Source organism: Cellvibrio sp. QJXJ, assembly GCF_024452345.1.
Lineage (GTDB): Bacteria > Pseudomonadota > Gammaproteobacteria > Pseudomonadales > Cellvibrionaceae > Cellvibrio.
In genome coordinates this window covers 3,644,491-3,663,829 of record NZ_CP101662.1, presented here as the reverse complement: position 1 = coordinate 3,663,829, position 19,339 = coordinate 3,644,491, and the positions used below count along the sequence as shown (strand labels likewise).

The following is a 19,339-nucleotide window of genomic DNA, read 5'->3' as shown; positions in this document are numbered from 1 at the left end:
TTGTCGGCTTTTTTATTGGAAAAAATTGACTGTTATTGGTTTGCCGCCTCCAGCTCTTCACTGATCATCAGCCAATTTTCTTCGGTTTCTTCCAGTTGCGTTTGCAGTTTCCCCTGCTCGGTAATCAGCTCCTGCAATTTTGTTTTATTTTTATCATCGTAAATACTGCTATCGCCTAATAGGCTTTCAATTTCACTTAATCGTTTCTGGAGTTTTTCCAACTGCGCTTCCAGATTTTTCAATTTATTGGTGAGCGGTTTTAGTTGCGCGCGTTGCGCTGCGGACTGTTGGCGCTGGGCTTTTTTATCGACTTTATCACCGCCCTCTGCACTGATGATTTTTTCTTTTTCGACCGCGGCCGCCGTGGTTTTTTGCTGTTGCATCCACTGGTAATAATCCTCCAGATCACCGTCAAACTCTTCAACTTTGCCATCGGCAACCAGCCAGAATTCATTGACGGTGTTGCGCAACAAATGGCGATCATGCGATACCACAATCACCGCGCCTTCAAATTCCTGCAGCGCCATGGTGAGTGCGTGACGCATTTCCAAATCCAAATGGTTGGTGGGTTCGTCGAGCAATAAGACGTTAGGTTTTTCCCACGCGATAATCGCCAGCGCCAAACGCGCTTTTTCACCGCCAGAAAAATGGGTGATAGGTTCAAACGCGCGGTCGCCGTGAAAATCAAAACTGCCGAGAAAATCACGAATTTCCTGCTCGCGCGCCATAGGCGCTAACCGCTGGATATGCAACGCGGCGGAGGCATTAATATCCAGCGCTTCCAATTGATGCTGCGCAAAATAACCCAGCTTGAAATGTTCGCCGTTAGTGCGATCACCGCTCAGCAACGGCAGCGAACCGGCGAGGGTTTTTACCAAACTGGATTTACCCGCGCCGTTAGGGCCGAGCAAACCGATACGCGTTTCCGCGCGAATGCTCAGCTCGACTTTATTCAAAATAACTTTGTTGCCCTGATCATTTTTATAGCCAATATCAGCGCGTGCGATATGCACCAGCGGCACCGACATTTTGTCGTGACATTTAAACGTAAAGGTAAACGGCGAATCGATATGGGCGGGCGCAATTTTTTCCATGCGCTCCAACTCTTTAATCCGGCTCTGTGCCTGACGCGCTTTAGTCGCCTGCGCACGGAAACGGCGAATATAACTTTCGACGTGGGCAATACGCTCTTGTTGCTTCTCAAAACTCGCCTGTTGCTGTGCGAGCTTTTCCGCGCGCTGACGTTCAAACGCGGAATAGTTGCCGCTGTAGTTATCGAGTTTTTGTTTTTCGATATTTACAATGCGATCGACAATATTGTCGAGAAAGTCGCGATCGTGCGAAATGATAATCAAGGTGCCGGCGTAGCGTTTGAGCCACTCTTCCAGCCACAGGGTTGCATCCAAATCCAGGTGGTTGGTCGGCTCATCGAGCAGGAGTAAATCCGATGGACACATCAGCGCCTGCGCGAGGTTCAAACGGATGCGCCAGCCACCGGAAAAATCCGATACCGGACGCTGGTCATCACCCGGGGCAAAACCCAAACCATTTAACAATTGCTGTGCGCGCGACGGCGCAGTGTAAGCGTGGATATTTTCCATATCGCTATACAAATGTGCCAAGGCTTCGCCGTTGTGTTCCGTGTCCTGCAGGGCGGTGGCAATGGCGCGCTCCAAACGGCGCAATTCGCTGTCGCCATCGAGCACATAATCCAGCGCACTGCGGCTGGTATGGCCAACCTCCTGCGCCATATGCGCGACGCGCCACTGCTTGGGGATATCCAGCGAGCCGGTATCACTGTGCAATTGGCCGAGCAATAGTTGGAATAAAGTGGATTTGCCTGTGCCATTGGCGCCGATTAAACCGACTTTCTGGCCAGGGTAAATAGTGAGGTCAGCACCATCCAACAGGAATTTGGTGCCGCGCTGAACGGAGACGTTTTGTAATTGAATCATGGCGCGCATTCTAGCAGACTTGCCCTAAACCCCTGCTAGCGGATTCTGCAATGCCCACACCTGCCCAACTCGATTCCCTGTGGGATTTTTCCCTCGCCCTCTATGCGCAACCCGACGTGGCAGATACCTGTTTACGCCTGCAGGATGAGCAGGGCATCAATGTGAATTTATTGCTTTGGAGTGTATGGCTGGAATGCAAAGGGCTGGCCCTGGACGATGCCCATCTGCACGAAGCCCAACGCCGCACTCGCGGCTGGGATCATCATTACGTGGTGCCTTTGCGCCATTTACGCAAGCGCATAAAGGCGGAATTTGGTATTCAGAACGAAGTGATTGAGGGGGTGCGCAAACATATCAAACAAGCCGAGCTGGCCGCCGAGCAGCAATTGCAGATGCAATTACAAGACCTGACCCAGCAGTGGTTGCAACAGCCTAACGGCCTAAAACCGATGGCTATTGGGAACACACAATTTGAAGGCAGGAATTTGCGCCGCTATCTGGATGACGCGGGTGTGAAGCGCGGCGCAATAGATTCCCTGGTTCAGTGTTTGACTGGCGTTTTGCGCAGCATTTGATCCAGTTGATCGACCAGCTCGCACCAGTCGGAATCCTGCTGCCAGCTTTCACGCAGAAAGGCGCGTTGGGATGGTGTCCAGAAACTGGCATCGGCAAGGCGTATATCGGCGGGTAAAGGGTGATGTTGGATAAACTGCGCGATATCCGCGTAGTCATTATCCAAGCCCAGCTGGGAAAAGAGTTCCGGCATGCCCATGGGTTGTTGATTCATAAAAGATCCTCCGTGTTATATCCCTTAAAGTATGAATCCCCTTTCGGGGAAACGTTCAATTGTTTTTTCATAAAAAAAGGAGCGTACAGAGCGCCCCCTTTTTATCACTTCGTCATTAACCGGCACTCAATGCTTGCTTTTGCAGGGTATGCAACTCCGCAATGGCTTTTTTGCCCAAGCTCAACATGGCAGCAAATTCCGCCTCGCTGAAGGGTTCGGCTTCGGCAGTGCCCTGAATTTCGATAATACCGCCATCATCGCCCAGCACCAGGTTCATATCAGTGTCGGCGGAGGAGTCTTCGGGGTAGTCCAAATCCACCACCGGCACACCTTGGTAAATCCCTACTGAGATAGACGCAATACCGCGTCTGAGCGGCTCACCCGTCACCTTGCCTTGCGCTTTGAGAAAGTTAATCGCATCCGCCAGTGCGACCCAGGCACCGGTGATGGAGGCGGTGCGGGTGCCACCATCGGCCTGAATAACGTCGCAATCAATATGAATGGTGTTTTCACCCAGCGCGGTTAAATCCACCGCGGCACGCAGCGAGCGGCCAATCAAACGCTGGATCTCCACCGTGCGCCCCTGTTGTTTACCGCGCGCGGCTTCGCGATCCATACGCGTGCCGGTGGAGCGCGGCAACATGCCGTATTCGGCGGTGAGCCAACCCTGCCCCTGACCACGTAAGAATGGTGGCACTGAATTGACCACACTGGCCGTACAAATCACTTTGGTATCGCCAAATTCCACCAACACAGAACCTTCAGCGTGTTTGGTGTAATGGCGGGTAATACGAACAGGGCGTAACTGGTCGGGAGTGCGACCGCTAGGGCGTTGCATGGCTTGAATCCTTACTGCAAAAAGGGAACTTTAAAAGGTAAAGCGGGCGGCTGTGATAAGATCCCGCATCGGTTATGACAATTAATTTACGCGGGAACTCTACCAGCTCAAGGGCCGACAAGACCAGCATTGATCGCCCAACCCGCGCCTTTAGAGGATTTACTATGCCACGCAGTATGACCGGGTTCGCACGCCGCGAAGCCAAACTTCCCTGGGGAACCCTCGTCTGGGAAATTCGCAGCGTCAACCACCGCTACCTTGAACCCAGCTTCCGCCTGCCCGAGGATTTCCGCGAAATAGAACCGCACCTGCGCGACGCCATGCGTAAAGCGCTGCAGCGCGGTAAAGTCGAAGCCAGTTTGAACGTGCACTGGGAACAGGAAGGTGAAAACGAATTAGGCCTGAACCTCACCAAAGTCGCGCAGCTCACCAAAGCTGCACAACAAATCAACGGCTTGCTGGGCGATGTTGCAGCGCCAGTAAATGCGCTGGAAATTTTGCGCTGGCCGGGTGTGATTCAAAAGCAGGAGCTGGACCGCGACGCCATGCACCAGGCCGCGCTCGAATTATTTGACAGCGCACTGGAAGGGTTAATCGAACACCGCTCGCGCGAAGGCGCAGAACTGGAACAGCTGATCCTCAGCCGCTTGGACAGCGTCTCCACACAAGTGGTAAAAGTGCGCGCGCGCATGCCCGAAATCCTCGCCGCACAGCGCGAAAAACTGCAAGCCAAACTCAGCGCCCTGCAAGTGGAGTTAGACCCGGAGCGCCTGGAACAGGAAATTGTTTTACTCGCGCAAAAAGCCGACGTGGACGAAGAATTGGATCGCCTGGACACCCACGTCATCGAAGTCAAACGCAGCCTCAAACAAACCGATTCCTTAGGCCGCCGCCTTGACTTCTTGATGCAGGAACTCAACCGCGAAGCCAATACACTCTCATCAAAAAGTATTGTGAGCGATACCACCCAGGCAGCGGTGGAATTGAAGGTGCTGATTGAGCAAATGCGGGAACAGATCCAAAATATCGAATAAATTTTTTGTCGCACACCCAATAAAAAGGCCGATGGAAAACACCATCGGCCTTTTTATTGGGCTAGACAATTAATTACACGCTGAACCCGTTACCACGGGGATTTCTGCCGTGCCGGAGTGGGTTCCTTGAAAACCGAACTCTGCTGACTGGCCGGGTTGAATGCTGGCATTCCAGCCGGCGGGGGTGGCGCTGTAGGGGTTGTTGCCGCTGAGGGTTGCGTTCCAGCTGCTGGTGATGCGCGTGCTGCCGCTGTAGTTCCAACTCACATTCCAGTTGTTGATTGCGCTGGTGCCCGTATTGGTAATGCGGATGGTGCCGGTGAAACCCGAACCCCAGTTGTTGCTGACGATGTAGCTGCAGTTGCCCCCGCTCACTGCACTGGAAGCCGAACTTGAGGCGACGCTGGAAAGCGCACTGCTGGTGACGACTGCACTGCTGTTGGAACCGGCAGTGGGTGTAGCGCTGAAGGCATTGGAGTTGTATGACACACCATTCGCCGTGTATTTCACCCAGAACCAATAGGCCGTGCCATTGCTGAGATCAGTTGCGGTATAGCTGCGGGTGCTGGCGGCGAGCGATGCGATGCGCGTGCGCCCGGCGGGGTCGGCATCGGTGTCGCGATAGATTTCTATCGCACTAATCGTCCCGCTCGCAGACCAACTGAGCGCAACTTGACCATTGCCGGCGCTGCCCCCGAGGGTGACCGCTACGGGCGCCACAGAACTTGAACTGTTGGATGAGCTGCTACTTACCGGCCCGGCGTTGGGGTTGGTGCCGACAAAATACAGATCCGGTGCAGGCGGTGTCGCCATACCATCGCCGAGGAAAAAACCGGGGTGCGGCGGTTGGTTGTAACCTACGTTTTGCCAGGCGATGGCGGTACGGTACTGGCTGTCGTGCATTAGCGTGCGCAGCTTATGGGCGGTGATAGTGTTGGTGGAGAAGATCAGCAATTGGCTGTTGTTTTCGTGGCGCCAGATCACCTCTTCACGCCAGTCGCCCAACAGGTCGGCCGAAAGCCCCGGTGTCGCTTTGGTGCTGTTATTGGAGGCCGCGCCATAGTTGTAGGCGGTGAGCAGGCGCGAGCTGCTGTTAGTGCTGTAATTCCACTTGTCGATCATGGTGTTATTGAGCTGTTCGCGCAGCAGATCGCCATCCCACCAGGCGGCAAAATTGATCGATGCCGGTTTGCTGCTGGTGATTTGGCTACCACTGGCCGAATTGATACCACCGGCGCTGGCCCAGCTCTCGGCGCCCGGGGTGCGTGGGTCTATGTCCATAATCACGCCGCGCCCGATATCGCCACCGCCCTGAAAACTCCAGATGATCTGGCCAGTTTTGGCATCGTGCATTTCCACGCCGTGGTTGCCGTAGCTACTGGGCGATTCATGCACCATAAACACCTCCAAACCGGGGCGACTGGGCAGGAAATCGCTCAAGTGCAGCGCATCCCCATGGCCGAGGCCAGTGGAATAGAGCAGGCTGCCGTTGTCGTTGATGGTGGCGGCGCCATAGACGATTTCATCCCTGCCGTCCTGATCGACATCGCCCACAGTGAGGCTGTGGGCGCCTTGGCCCGCAGCGGCGCCATTGCCGCTGCTATTGCTGTCAAATGTCCAGCGGCGAGTGAGTTGGCCGTTGCGCCAGTCCCAGGCGACGAGTACTGCGCGGGTGTAATAACCGCGCGCCATGATCAGGCTGGGGCGGGTGCCATCCAGATAGGCGATGCCAGCGAGGAAGCGATCCACCCGGTTGCCGTAATTATCGCCCCAGCTGCTGACCGTGCCGCGCGCGGGCAAATAATCCGTTGTTGCCATGGCGACACCGGTATGGCCGTTAAATACGGTTAGGTATTCAGGGCCGCTGAGAATATAACCACTGCTATTGCGGTAATCGGTGTTGGCATTGCTGCCGCCAAGCACTGTGCCTGCAGCGTCGCGGGTGCCGGGGGCGGTTTTCATGGCCACTTCGGCTTTGCCGTCGCCGTCCAGGTCGTACACCATAAATTGCGTGTAGTGGGCGCCGGCGCGAATGTTCCGGCCTAAATCAATACGCCACAACTGGGTGCCGTTTATCTCGTAGGCATCGATAAACACGTTGCCGGTGTAACCGCTTTGGGAGTTGTCCTTGGCGTTGGAGGGGTCCCATTTCACGACAATTTCATACTGTCCATCGCCGTCCAGGTCGCCCACACTCAAGTCATTGGGGGAATAGGTATAAGCCTCACCGCTGGGCGTGGTGCCGCCATTGGGGCGGTTCAAATTTACCGCCAGATAGGGGTTAGACCAGGTCGCTTTGGCTGCGTTAGCGGCATATTCGACGCCATTGATTACCGGGCGAATGGTGTAGGCTGCGCTGGTGGTGCCGCTGCTATCAAGGTAATTGGTACTGTTGGTAATGGGCGTGGCGGTGATTTTGCTGCCGTTGCGATAGACATTAAAACCAACCGCCGCCGGGTCATCGCCGAGCATGCGCCAACTGATAAACACGCCATTGCCTGCGGGCAGGGCAACGACACCGCGATCCAGATATTCCGCTTGGCGCGCCGCAAAAACGGGCGCCGCCGCAAGCCCGATAAGGCCGGCACATACACAATTCCGCAGCATTTTAGGCAATCGGCGCGAAGGCGGCGGTGGATCAATAGTGGGTGAATGGATGGGCTGCGACGGGGCGATCTGTGATTGTGATTGTGATTGTTCCATGACTGTAATCTCGACTTATTGATTATTAGGAGTGCCGCAAGGGCTTGTCGAGGTTATATAAATCTGATTTATAGCGAAGCGCTGTTGTACGCCAGACCGATTTTCAGCGCCACAAATTGTGCAAAATGTGAACTGGGTATGCACAGGATTTTGTGTATTGAAGTGATTTTTACAAATAAAAATTACCACTGACTGGCTTTGGAATCAGCCAGTCAGCAGGTAATGCGGAGGATAAAGTTAAATCAACTCGCGACGTGCGCCGACCAGCGCTCCAACAGGATCGCCTGGGCATCAATTGCCTCTTCGCCCTGTTTGGGTTGGGTGGGCAGGTAGCTGCCGTCCTCTTGCAGAATCCAGGCGTGGGTATTGTCGCGCAGGTATAAATCCAGGTCTTCCAAAATACGGTCGCGGATTTTTTTGTGTTTGATCGGGAAGCAGGTTTCCACGCGATGAAACATGTTGCGCACCATCCAGTCGGCACTGGAGCAGTAGAGTTCCGGGTTGCCGTTATTTTCAAAATAAAACACGCGATGGTGTTCCAAAAACCGGCCGATAATCGAGCGCACCTGAATATTTTCCGATTGCCCTTTTACGCCGGGGCGCAATTGACATACACCGCGCACAATCAAATCAATTTTCACGCCGGCCTGCGAGGCCGCATACAATTCGTTCACCAATTCTTCATCATAAAGTGAATTCATTTTGGCGATGATATGGGCGGGTTTGCCCTGCTCGGCATTTTCTTTTTCGGTGCGAATCCGCCGCACCATACCTTTGTGCAGAGTAAATGGCGCATACAACAGCGATTCCATTTTGGACGCTTTGCCCATGCTGGATAATTGCAAAAATACGCGGTAGACATCTTCACCCAAATCTTTATCCGAGGTGAGCAAACCATAGTCGGTATAAATTTTACTGGTGCGCGGGTGATAGTTGCCGGTGCCCAAATGCACGTAATAACGCAGTTTGGTCTGTTCGCGGCGCGCGACCAAAATCATTTTGGCGTGGGTTTTAAAACCGACCACACCGTAAATCACGTGAATACCAAAACGCTGTAAACGCTCGGCCAGTGCCACGTTTTGTTCTTCATCAAAACGTGCGCGCAATTCCACAATCGCGGTCACCTCTTTGCCCGCTTTGGCAGCGGCAACCAAGGCATCCACAATTGGTGAGTTGGAGCCGGTGCGATAAAGCGTTTGTTTAATCGCCAGCACTTGGGGGTCGGCAGCGGCTTCGCGTAAAAAATCCACCACACACTGAAATGAGTCAAAGGGGTGATGCAGCAACATATCCTGCTTCTGCAACATTTCAAAATACGAGTTGTTGCGCTTGGGCAGTTTGGGCATGGCCTGCACAAACGGTTTGAAATAATGTTGCGGGGTTTTGATCAGTTCAAATAAATCGGCAAAGCGATTGAGGTTCACCGGGCCGTTTATGCGATACAAATCGCGCTCTTTAATTTCGCAGCGCTGCAATAAAAACTGCTCCAGCTCGCCGGGGCAGGTGTCGGTAATTTCCAGGCGCACTTCGTCGCCATATTGGCGATAGGCAAGTTCACCTTGCACCGCGCGCAACAGGTCATCGGTCTCCTCTTCATCGAGAAAAATGTCCGAGTTGCGGGTGAGTCGGAACTGGTAACTTTCCATCACCGTCATGCCCACAAAAATCTCACCCATAAAAAAATGAATAATGGAGGAGACAAAAACAAATGCGCGCCCTTGGGTGACTAATTCTTTGGGCAATTCGACAATGTGTGGCAGCGAGCGCGGCACCTGCACTATGGCGCGGCCGGAGTTGCGCCCAAACGCGTCTTTGCCATCGAGGCGTACAATAAAATTCAAACTTTTATTGAGGATGCGCGGAAAGGGGTGCGCCGGGTCCAGGCCGATGGGGCTGAGTACCGGTAGCACTTCGGATAGAAACACCTGCTTTAAATGCACAATTTGCTCTGGCGTCCACTCGTCGCGGCGCAGCACAGAGATGCCGTTTTCGCGCATCGCCGGCACCACTTCTTCATTCAGAATGCGGTACTGCTCATCCACCAATTGATGGGCGCGCACAGAAATTTCATTCAGCGTCTGGGTTTGGGTCAGGCCGTCCGGCCCTTGGGTTGGGGGCGCATTGCGCTCCAGAATTTCTACCAGGCCACCCACGCGCACTTCAAAAAATTCGTCAAGATTGGTGGAAAAAATACACAGGAATCGCAGCCGTTCCAGCAGTGGCAAACTGCGGTTATAGGCTTGATGCAAAACACGTTTGTTGAATTCGAGCAGGCTCAGCTCGCGGTTGAAATAGGCGTTATCCACCTTGTACCTCGTAACACGATTCATGTGAAGCCAATAAGTTGCGCCAGATTATGGCAATTGTGTGACAGAAATAAGACAGTAGTGTTCCTGTTGTAACACTAGCAAAGAATCGCTGCGGCGGGGCCGTTAGGTGAGAATGAAAAATAGCGGCGGGAAGGAAAAACAAGGCCTGCACTTGCAGGCCTTGGTGACTGATCCACTGGTGGGAATCAGCGACGAATCAGTTGCACTTGTATACATCAAAACTCTGGCGGCCATTGTTCACCAGACTGGCCGGAACAATGGTATCACCACCAAATGAACTGGCTTCATTGCGTGCCATGTTGGTCAATTCAGTGGCCACTTTGTTAGGGTCGCGCTTCATAGAACCAACAAAGTTATCTTTCACTTTTACATTCACGGTGCGGACTTTTTCACAGCTGCGTACGTTAGCGGCGTTGGCAACCGCCACATTGCTGCCTTGTTCATTCACTTTCACCCAAGTACAGGCGCTGGTGAGTGATACCAGGGCTACAGCCAACAGAGACATTTTTTTCATAAGCAGATCCTCGCAAGTGATGGTGGGGTAGTCGCTGGTCAGATACTAGCCAACGACCAAAAACTCGCGGCTACACTAATGCCAGCGCGTCAGGGTTGCAAGCCTTGCCGCGCGCAAGCCTGTGGCATCAAAGATAATAAATTTGGGCAATCGCTATCGGCAGTAGTATCTTTAGCGCTAGCGCATCCGGCCCCGCTGCCGCGCTGTGACTAATATGCGTCACCCCCGTGTTGTACGACCAATAATCAGATTCAGCGATAGGACAATCCCTAAAGAGGAGTTTACCCATGGGTTCATCACCGCAAGGTGCCCGTCATCACCTGTTCAACCGGCAAAATCTGCGGCGGCTAATCAAGCTGTTGGCAGTGCTGGGTATTTTTATGTCAATCACTCTTGCCATTGGCAAACTCTACCAAAAATGGGACGACGACCCGGTGCGCGGTGCGCTGGCGGTAGAAAACGGCACTTTTGGCGAGAACTATTCCACCCCCATCTACCTGGATCAGGGTTGGAGCGCCAACGACAGCCTCTGGTACTACAACACCACCCAAGGCTCGGCACTGATTCCCTACGACTTTTTTATCGCCCTGGAACAGGCCGAATTCAACGAGCCGTTTCGCGCCAAAAGCCTGATCGACAAATACCGCTACCTGCCGCAAAAACCCACTTTCTTCAACCCCGACGGCCTGCCGGTCGGCTTTGTCAAAGAGAGCTATAAAGGCAAGGATTACGTCGGGTTTACCTGCGCCGCCTGCCACACGGGTCAGGTTAACTACAAAGGTACGGCCATCCGGATCGACGGTGGCCCGGCGCTGGCTGATATGGTGGGTTTTCTCACCGAGCTGGAAAAAAGCATGACCCGCGCGCTCACCGACGCGGAAAAAAACCAGCGCTTTGTACAGCAGGTGTTGACGCTGAATAACAGCTACAGCCGCGCGGAGGATGTGCAGAGCGACCTCAAACGCTGGACCCGCAAAATTAACCTCTACAACACTATTAACCACTCCAGTGTCGACTACGGTTATGCGCGCCTCGATGCCTTTGGGCGCATCTACAACCGGGTGCTGGAACATGTGATCAGCCGCAAACAGTTGCGCGATGTACTCATCGGCGCCACCAAAGCCGATGGCGACACCAACCTCATGACCGCCGCACAGGTGGACAAGGTGCTGTACAAGATCAGCGAGACCATTATTGGCGACCTACAGTTTGCCAAAATTATCGAGCGCTTGATGTCTACCGATGACGGCTACCCCGGCCTCGGCATGGTGGATATGGAGCGCATCAAGGCCCTGATTTTCAACGAACCTAACGCCCCCGTCAGCTACCCCTTTTTATGGGACATCGCCCAGTCTGACTATGTGCAGTGGAATGGCTTGGCGAGCAATGCGGGCATGGGGCCGCTGGGGCGCAATACCGGGGAAGTGATTGGTGTGTTCGGCATTTTGGACTGGACCGCCCACAAGCGCGGCTGGACCTTGTCGTCCCTGCTCACCGGTCAGCGCAGCAAAAGTTACCAAATCGACTTTTCCTCCTCGATTGATATGGTGAACCTGTCGCGTCTCGAATCGCACCTTAAAAGCCTGACCTCACCGGTCTGGCCGACGATTGAAACCCACACCAAAAACCCGGAGCAGCAAAAGGCCAATGCGGTATTTGGCGCACTGCCCGAGTGGCGCATCGACTACGCCAAGGTCCGCCGCGGGCGTAAACTCTATGCCGAGTATTGTGAGTCCTGCCATGAAGTGGCGGATCGCACCGACCGGGATCGCATCTTGGTGGCCGACATGTCCAATATCGATGTGGTGGGCACTGACCGGGCCATGGCCGAAAACAGCGTTAATTACACGGGCTATTCCGGTAACTTTAAAAACACCTATCAAAGTGAGAGTGTGGGTTCACTGGTACTTAAAGACCGCGCGCCAGTGGTGCAGATTCTGACTGCCGCCACCATGGGTGAAGTGGCCACCGAACCCGACCCGGATAAGTGGCTGCCGCGCCGCACCCTGGACTGGCTCTATTTAATGGCCAAATCCTTTTTTGATAATGAAATCAAAGCCAGTGTAAAATCCGGCAACTATCTGGCGGATACTACCGCGGCACCCTATCAATCGCTGCTATCCTACAAAGCGCGAGCCTTGAATGGCATTTGGGCGACGGCGCCCTACCTGCACAATGGCTCGGTGCCCAGTATTTACGACCTGCTGTTGCCAGTGAAGCGTCCGGGTGATCCTGAGGACGGAGAATACCGCCCCAATCAGTTTATGGTGGGCAGCCGCGAGTTTGACCCGATCAAAATCGGCCTGCGCAGCGAGGGATACCCCGGCTTTGAATTCAAGGCCGACAAGCGCGGCGACTTTAATTCAGGTCACGAATACGGCACCATCCACTCACCGCCGGTTAAAGGTCAGCAGCAGGAACCGCTGACGGAAAACCAGCGCTGGGATTTAGTCGAATACATAAAAACCTTGTAGTTAAGGTGCGCTAGCCAAAACTTTGTTGCTACTGCACTGGTCAAAGGAACGATAACGCCACTCTCTTCACGCCCGGCACTTGCGGCGGGCGTGAGCAGGGTGGCGTTGTTGTATGTGGATTACCCTAATTTGAGTTGCCCGACGGCATATGTTGTTAACCATCAGTAAGCGCTGTAAAAATCTCCGCCTGCCGAGCATGCCACCCCTGGTTGCGCTGCTGCTGGCGCTCGCGTCCGCGACCACCCTGGCCAGCACCAAGCGGGTGACTGTGCCCATAGCGCTGCCCTTCCAGCAGCACAGTAGTGCCAGCGCCAGCGCTGTAGCCACGGCGGCAGAGCCATCCGCCCACGGCTTGCAAACCACCCAATTCACCCAGACGGCGCCCGCCCCAATAGCCTCATCGGCTGCAGCCTCCAGTGTTGCCGCGCCAGAACCGGTTCCCATTCCGCTCACCCTTCCCAGAGCCCAGGTTGCCGCCTCCCAAGCGCAGGCCTCCAGTCGCCCCGCGGCTCCCCTTGCCACCAAACCTCCGACTTCATCGGCAGCCGCCAAGCCGGCCGTTGCCAAAACCGCACAGCCAAAACCGGCGCCCGAACCTGCCGCGAACATTCCGCTGGTGACTACCGCGCCGATCAAAGCACCACGCTACCCAAGCGGCCACCCCGAGGCGTTTGTGGCAGAGTTTGAGGATTATGTGGCGAAGAAAATTGCGCCCTTTGTACCGGGCGTGGCGATTGTGGTCGTCTCGGGCGGGCAGATTAAATCCCTGCAGGGCTATGGTGTGCGCCGCGCGGGCACGCGCGAGAAAGTCACCCCCGATACGGTATTCCGTCTGGCCTCGCTCTCCAAACCCGTAGCCGCTACCGCCGCCAGCGTGCTGGTGCATGAAGGTGGTATCAGCTGGGATACCACCATTACCTCGGTACTGCCTAAAGTCAGCTTTAAAAATGCCAAATACGGCAAGCAGCTGACCCTGCGCCATGCGCTCAGCCAATCATCGGGGTTGCCGCGCCACACTTACAGCCACTATATCGACCAAAACATGAACTATGCCGATGTGGTGAACCGCCTGCGTTATGTGAACTTCGTTTGCCCGCCCGGCAAGTGTTACGCCTACCAGAATGTCACCTACAGCCTCGCGGGGGATATGATCAAACAGAAATCGGGCATGAGTTTTGAGTCCTACGTCGGCAAAAAAATATTTGAACCCTTGGGGATGCGCAGCGCTTCCTACGGTTTGAACAGCTATAACGCCTCGCCCAACCGCGCCGCGCCGCATATCGCCAATGGCAACCGCTGGGTGCCCACGGCCGTGGTGGCCAACTGGTACAAAGTTGCCCCGGCTGCCGGAGTGAATGCCAGTATTGTGGATATGTCCAAGTTTTTGCTGGGGCAAGTAGGTCGCCGTCAGGATGCCCTACCACTCGCGGTGCTCAAACCCATTCAGTCGCGGGTCACCAAAAACACACCCGAGCAGAACTACTACGGCGTGCGCAAAGCCGTGGGCAACACCGCCTATGGGCTGGGCTGGCGCGTGTTTGATTACGGTCGCAACAAAAACTTTGTGCATCACGGCGGCCACGTCAAAGGCTTCCGCACCGAGATGGTATTTAACCGCGAGCTGCAAATCGGCATGGTGTTCCTCTCCAACTCGGAAACCCGTTTGGCGCGCGATGTAATCTTCAAATTTTTAGATATGCACGAGCGCGCACAACAGGCGGCCCGCGCCAAAAAACAATAACCGCGACTCAAGGCTTCACCGCTACCGCCGAGGGACAACTATGGCACTGGCCAACTTGCACCCGCGCCGCATTTTGCAGGCGCTGGATACCATCGATGCCGAATCACCTTCCTACCAATTGAGCCGCCCCGCGGCTTTGCGCCGGGTTTTTACGGTGCTGGCCTGTGTCAGCGTGAGCCTGTTGATCCTCAACTACAGCCGCTACTCGGTAAATTTGCACGAGCTGCTTGCCCGCTTGGGGCAATGGCAATTGCAGGATGCGGGTTATTACCTACGCGCGCTGGAGGCCAGCGGCTGGCTGGAATTGGCGGGTTATATCTGGTGGACTGGCTGCCACCTGTTTGCGTTTATTGTTATTCCCTGGCTGGTGATCCGTTTTTTGTTCAACGAAAAAATGGTCGATTTCGGCTGGCGCTGGAATCAAGTCGGCCAGCATTGGCGCGGTTATTTGCTGCTACTCAGCCCGATTCTGGTCTTTGTGGTACTGGTCAGCTTGGGCGAGGACTTCGTCAACCATTACCCCTTTTACAACAAGGCCGGGCGCAGCTGGTTGGATTTCCTGCTGTGGGAACTGCTGTATATAAGCCAGTTCATCTTTCTGGAATTCTTTTTCCGTGGATTTATGGTGAACGCCCTGCGCCCGGCAATCGGCGCCAATGCCGTGTGGGTGATGTGTGTCCCCTACCTGATGATTCACTTCCCCAAACTCTGGCTGGAGGCAACGGGGGCGATTTTATTTGGCCTCTTCCTCGGTATTTTGGCACTGCAATCGCGCTCTATTTGGGGCGGGGTTTTGGTACATGCCGGTGTCGCCTTGAGCATGGATATAGCCGCCTTGTTGCGCAAAGGGCAGTGGCCGGTCGAACTTTGGTAAGCGGCCTGCCGTGCCGGTTTTTTTTACATATTCACCCTCGCCCTACGCACCCACCGCCATCGCGGATCAATGGCAAAAGCGCCGTTTTGAGCTGTTTTTATGCTAAGCGATTCACGCCTTAGATACCCTCACACTGAAAACCGTTTTTGATCACTTTTGGCGTTAAAAACCCCAGTCTTTAATGCTGATTTCCGCGTCGATTTTTTTGTCGAGTTACGCGCCAACTTTTTTGCTAACTCCTTCATATTGCAATAAAAACCCCACCAATACAGAGGCTTAACCTAACCCGCAAAACAATCATTTATATGGCGCGTAAATTGCTAAACCAAAGTGTGAGATAAATCACAGCTTAGCTTGAACGTTCAATCAACTAGCGGAAGGAATTTAATCATGAACACTTGGAATCGCTTTTCCGTTTTACCACTGGCAACACTCGCTTTGGTCAGCGCGCTGGTATGTGGCTCTGTACAGGCGGGCACTGTAGCCTGTGATGCAAGTACCTTGGCGCTCGTCACCAATACCACCGACTGTGAAAGGAGCACCAGCGCGACTCAAGACTTCCTCAACACCGATCCAATAACAGTAAATGCTGAGGAATTTTTTAGTTTCGACGACTGGCTGTTTTTGGATAAAGACGAATACGACGATAATTCAGGCCAAAGTGGCAATTGGGCAGTGGATGCCAGCGTATGGGACAACTACAGCAACCTGATGCTGATATTCAAGGACGGCGCGGGCACTACCTTGGTGGGTTATCTGGCTGCTGACGGCGCTACCGGCGGGACATGGGAGTCACCCTTCCGTGAACCCGAGTTTGATATGAAACCTGATGATAAGATTAAGGACGTTTCCCACATCAGCTATTACGTGCGTGGCGCCGTGACCCGGGTTCCCGACACTGGCTCTATTGTACTGATGCTGATTGGTTTGGCGTTCCTGGGGCTGTCGCGTGCACGCACCACCCAAACCGAATAATGGGTGTTTACCGCAAGGATTGATTGCCCGTAAATGTTGATACTTTAGCCACCCAAACCGCCGTACCCCTACGGCGGTTTTTTTATGCCCGCCAAACCGGTTTTCTGCCTTGCCTGGTTATCCGTTGCGACAATTTGGCGGTCCGCATCAATAGTCGGTACGGCCTGATTGCTGGATCATTTTTTTATTTGCATTTATTTGCTTATAGCTGGCGATAAGGATGTTTTTTGTCAGGATGCAAGTGTTTCAACAAAATCAACAACTTGGCGCCTAAATTTACATTTAACCTAAAATCCATGCTCACCAAGCCACAAAAACGTGACTTGCATCACTCTTTTTAGCTGCTACATTCACAAATACCACCGCACCAGCAGGAAAACGGACATGGCTCACCAGTATCACAATATGGCTTTTGTAGTTACCGCCCGCACAGCCTTGGGTTTGCTATTTAGCCTTGCGGCCTTGATCTCGACCCACAGCTACGCCGCCTATGCGGATTGTTTGGCCACCCCTGATACAGACACCCGAGTTGATTGTTTTTCCATACAACCCCACACAGTAGCTGTCACAAACAATGACGGCTACTTTGATGCCGCCGTGGTCGCCGCCGCCAGTATTGCTACAGCGACTACCCCCGCGGCACCGGCGGCTAACCCCGGCTTTTACGTCGCCCAACCCCATAGCCGTGACGAGCGCCAGCCTGAATCCCTGCCCATAATGCTACTCTTGGCCGCACTGGTGACCGTGTGGTTAGTACGCGCCAAAAACGTGAATAACAAGTAAGCTAGCCGGCGCAATCACGGAAACCTGCGCACTGGATCAAAACAAAGATAGTCATATGTATATCTAGCCAGTAAAATCCCCGCATTCATGTATTTACTGGCTCAGGTTATGGACGTTTCCCTCCTCCTCGATCAACTCAACAACGAACAGCGCGAAGCCGTATCGGCGCCAGCAACCAACCAGCTGATCCTCGCTGGTGCGGGCAGCGGTAAAACCCGCGTGCTGGTGCACCGTATTGCCTGGTTGATTCAGGTGGAGCAGATGTCGCCCTATTCGATCATGGCGGTGACCTTTACCAACAAAGCTGCGCGCGAAATGCGCAGCCGGTTGGATGAACTGTTCAATCAGAACAATCAATACATCAACAGCCGCGCCATGTGGGTGGGCACTTTCCACGGGCTGGCCCATCGCCTGCTCAAAGCCCATTGGCAGGACGCTGACCTGCCACAGAATTTCCAGATTTTGGACAGCGACGACCAGCTGCGCCTGATCAAGCGCATTTACCAAGCGCTCAACCTCGACGAAAACAAATGGCCGCATAAACAGGCGCAGTGGTACATCAACGCGCAAAAAGACGAAGGCCTGCGCTCCCGCCACATTCAGGAAACTGCCGATCCTTTTGTGCGCACTATGCTGCAGATTTATCGCGCCTACGAAGAGGATTGCCAGCGCGGTGGCATGGTAGATTTTGCCGAAATCCTGCTGCGCGCCCACGAACTCTGGCTCAACAAACCGCACATCCTTGAGCACTATCGCCAACGCTTCCCGTTTATTTTGGTGGACGAATTCCAGGACACCAACTCAGTGCAATACGCCTGGCTCCGTATGCTGGCGGGCAAAGAATCGCGCGTGACCGCTGTGGGCGATGACGATCAATCCATTTACGGTTGGCGCGGCGCAAAAATCGAAAATATCCAGCGCTTCTCGCAGGATTTTGCCGACACCCACATTTATCGCCTCGAGCAAAATTACCGTTCCACCGGCAATATTCTCAAAGCCGCCAACGCGGTGATCAAACACAACTACGGCCGCCTCGGTAAAGAGCTGTGGACGGACGGCGACAAAGGCGATCCCATTTCGCTCTACGCCGCCTACAACGAACAGGACGAAGCGCGTTTTATTGTCGAGCGGATTCAGGATTGGGCGCGCAAAGGCCACGCGAAAAAAACTATCGCGATTTTGTACCGCTCCAACGCCCAGTCGCGGGTATTGGAAGAAGCTTTATTGCGCGAGGCAATTCCCTATCGCATTTACGGCGGCCAGCGCTTTTATGATCGCCTCGAAATTAAAAATGCAATTGCGTACATGCGCTTGATTAGCAACCGCCACGATGACGCCGGTTTTGAACGGGTGATTAATACCCCGACGCGTGGTATTGGCGGAAAAACCGTGGACGACATTCGCCTGTTTGCACGCGAACAGGGCTGCTCCTTGTGGACAGCTGCAGAGCAGATGCTCGCCAATAAAGTCCTCACCGCACGCGCGGGCAATGCGCTGCAATCCTTTTTAAGTTTGATTAACAAACTCGCGCAGGATGCCAACGAAATTGATATTCACGGCGATACGCCGGGCTTGGATTTAATCGCCAAAATGGTGATAGAAGACACCGGTTTGTTGCTATTCCATCAAAATGAAAAAGGCGAAAAAGGCCAGGCGCGCGGCGAAAACTTGCAGGAATTAATTACCGCCTGCCGCGCCTTTGATGCGGAAGAAGAGAATGCAGAGCTCTCACCCCTGCAACAATTTTTAGATACAGCGGCACTCGATGCCGGTGAAACCCAGGCCGATGAATTTGAAGATGCAGTGCAATTAATGACCCTGCACTCGGCCAAGGGGCTGGAATTTCCACTGGTGTTTTTAGCCGGTGTGGAAGAGGGTTTGTTCCCGCATAAAATGTCGGCGGACGACCCGGATCGATTGGAAGAAGAGCGACGTCTGTGTTACGTGGGCATCACTCGCGCTATGGAAAAGTTATTTATTAGTTACGCTGAAACCCGTCGCTTGTACGGCAATGAAACCTTTAACGCGGTGTCCCGTTTTGTGAAAGAAATTCCTGAAGATTGTATCGAAGAAGTGCGTTTAAAAACCGCAGTTACCCGCCCGGTGAGCGTTAAACGCCCACTTACCCAACCGTCCAATCGCCAACCCATGTATGACACTGGCGAAGACACCGGTTTTCGCCTCGGTCAGCGCGTGACTCACCCCATGTTTGGCGAAGGTGTTATTTTGCAATTTGAAGGCTCGGGCCCCAACGCCGTGATTCAAATTAAATTCGCCGACACTGGCATCAAGCGCCTGGTGATGCAATACGCGAAATTGACGGGGCTATAA

Annotated in this window: 14 protein-coding genes; 8 read left to right on the top strand and 6 right to left on the bottom strand. The window is 53.9% G+C overall.

Annotated elements, in window-relative coordinates:
* Nucleotides 1–32: 32 nt before the first annotated feature.
* On the bottom strand, nucleotides 33–1,955 hold the full coding sequence (locus NNX04_RS15845; protein ID WP_261946421.1) for an ATP-binding cassette domain-containing protein: 1,923 nt from the start codon (nucleotides 1,953–1,955) through the stop codon (nucleotides 33–35).
* 50 nt (nucleotides 1,956–2,005) lie between these two features.
* Between NNX04_RS15845 and NNX04_RS15840 the strand changes: the two genes are divergently transcribed.
* On the top strand, nucleotides 2,006–2,530 hold the full coding sequence (locus NNX04_RS15840; RefSeq protein ID WP_261946420.1) for a TIGR02444 family protein: 525 nt from the start codon (nucleotides 2,006–2,008) through the stop codon (nucleotides 2,528–2,530).
* On the opposite strand, the gene NNX04_RS15835 is transcribed toward NNX04_RS15840, so the two are convergent.
* Together NNX04_RS15835 and rph are read right to left on the bottom strand one after the other, a co-directional pair.
* Nucleotides 2,497–2,742 (bottom strand): DUF2789 domain-containing protein, encoded by a 246-nt coding sequence (locus tag NNX04_RS15835; protein ID WP_007638578.1) that lies wholly within the window; start codon nucleotides 2,740–2,742, stop codon nucleotides 2,497–2,499. The two genes, NNX04_RS15840 and NNX04_RS15835, sit on opposite strands and share 34 nt — an antisense overlap.
* Before the next feature lie 115 nt (nucleotides 2,743–2,857).
* A complete protein-coding gene (gene rph / locus NNX04_RS15830; protein WP_261946419.1) occupies nucleotides 2,858–3,580 on the bottom strand; it encodes a ribonuclease PH in 723 nt (240 codons plus the stop codon).
* 164 nt (nucleotides 3,581–3,744) lie between these two features.
* Between rph and NNX04_RS15825 the strand changes: the two genes are divergently transcribed.
* Nucleotides 3,745–4,614: a YicC/YloC family endoribonuclease gene (locus NNX04_RS15825; protein ID WP_007638582.1), complete on the top strand. Its 870-nt coding sequence runs from the start codon at nucleotides 3,745–3,747 to the stop codon at nucleotides 4,612–4,614.
* Between the two features lie 69 nt (nucleotides 4,615–4,683).
* Here the strand turns inward: NNX04_RS15825 and NNX04_RS15815 are convergent, their stop codons facing one another.
* From NNX04_RS15815 to NNX04_RS15805, 3 genes are all read right to left on the bottom strand, one after another.
* Nucleotides 4,684–7,317, bottom strand: a complete 2,634-nt coding sequence (locus NNX04_RS15815; RefSeq protein WP_315973053.1) for a rhamnogalacturonan lyase family protein — start codon at nucleotides 7,315–7,317, stop codon at nucleotides 4,684–4,686.
* A gap of 242 nt (nucleotides 7,318–7,559) precedes the next feature.
* Nucleotides 7,560–9,647 (bottom strand): polyphosphate kinase 1, encoded by a 2,088-nt coding sequence (gene ppk1, locus NNX04_RS15810; protein WP_261946418.1) that lies wholly within the window; start codon nucleotides 9,645–9,647, stop codon nucleotides 7,560–7,562.
* Between the two features lie 196 nt (nucleotides 9,648–9,843).
* Nucleotides 9,844–10,161 (bottom strand): DUF4156 domain-containing protein, encoded by a 318-nt coding sequence (locus tag NNX04_RS15805; protein ID WP_151055607.1) that lies wholly within the window; start codon nucleotides 10,159–10,161, stop codon nucleotides 9,844–9,846.
* 287 nt (nucleotides 10,162–10,448) lie between these two features.
* Here NNX04_RS15805 and NNX04_RS15800 point away from each other — a divergent pair, with 287 nt between their 5' ends.
* The 6 genes from NNX04_RS15800 to uvrD all read left to right on the top strand — a co-directional run bounded on the left by NNX04_RS15800 (nucleotide 10,449) and on the right by uvrD (nucleotide 19,339).
* Nucleotides 10,449–12,635 carry a di-heme-cytochrome C peroxidase gene (locus tag NNX04_RS15800; RefSeq protein WP_261946417.1) on the top strand — a complete coding sequence of 729 codons (2,187 nt, stop codon included), beginning with the start codon at nucleotides 10,449–10,451 and terminating at the stop codon, nucleotides 12,633–12,635.
* Between the two features lie 148 nt (nucleotides 12,636–12,783).
* Nucleotides 12,784–14,376, top strand: coding sequence for a serine hydrolase domain-containing protein (locus NNX04_RS15795; RefSeq protein WP_261946416.1), 1,593 nt, complete (start codon nucleotides 12,784–12,786; stop codon nucleotides 14,374–14,376).
* Between the two features lie 40 nt (nucleotides 14,377–14,416).
* Complete coding sequence (locus NNX04_RS15790; RefSeq protein WP_261946415.1) at nucleotides 14,417–15,250, top strand: CPBP family intramembrane glutamic endopeptidase; 834 nt, start codon at nucleotides 14,417–14,419, stop codon at nucleotides 15,248–15,250.
* Nucleotides 15,251–15,640: 390 nt separating this feature from the next.
* Entirely contained in the window at nucleotides 15,641–16,225 is a 585-nt protein-coding gene (locus NNX04_RS15785; RefSeq protein WP_007638603.1) for a hypothetical protein, read from the top strand.
* 384 nt (nucleotides 16,226–16,609) lie between these two features.
* Nucleotides 16,610–17,008 carry a hypothetical protein gene (locus NNX04_RS15780; RefSeq protein ID WP_261946414.1) on the top strand — a complete coding sequence of 133 codons (399 nt, stop codon included), beginning with the start codon at nucleotides 16,610–16,612 and terminating at the stop codon, nucleotides 17,006–17,008.
* A gap of 108 nt (nucleotides 17,009–17,116) precedes the next feature.
* Nucleotides 17,117–19,339, top strand: coding sequence for a DNA helicase II (gene uvrD, locus NNX04_RS15775; RefSeq protein ID WP_261946413.1), 2,223 nt, complete (start codon nucleotides 17,117–17,119; stop codon nucleotides 19,337–19,339).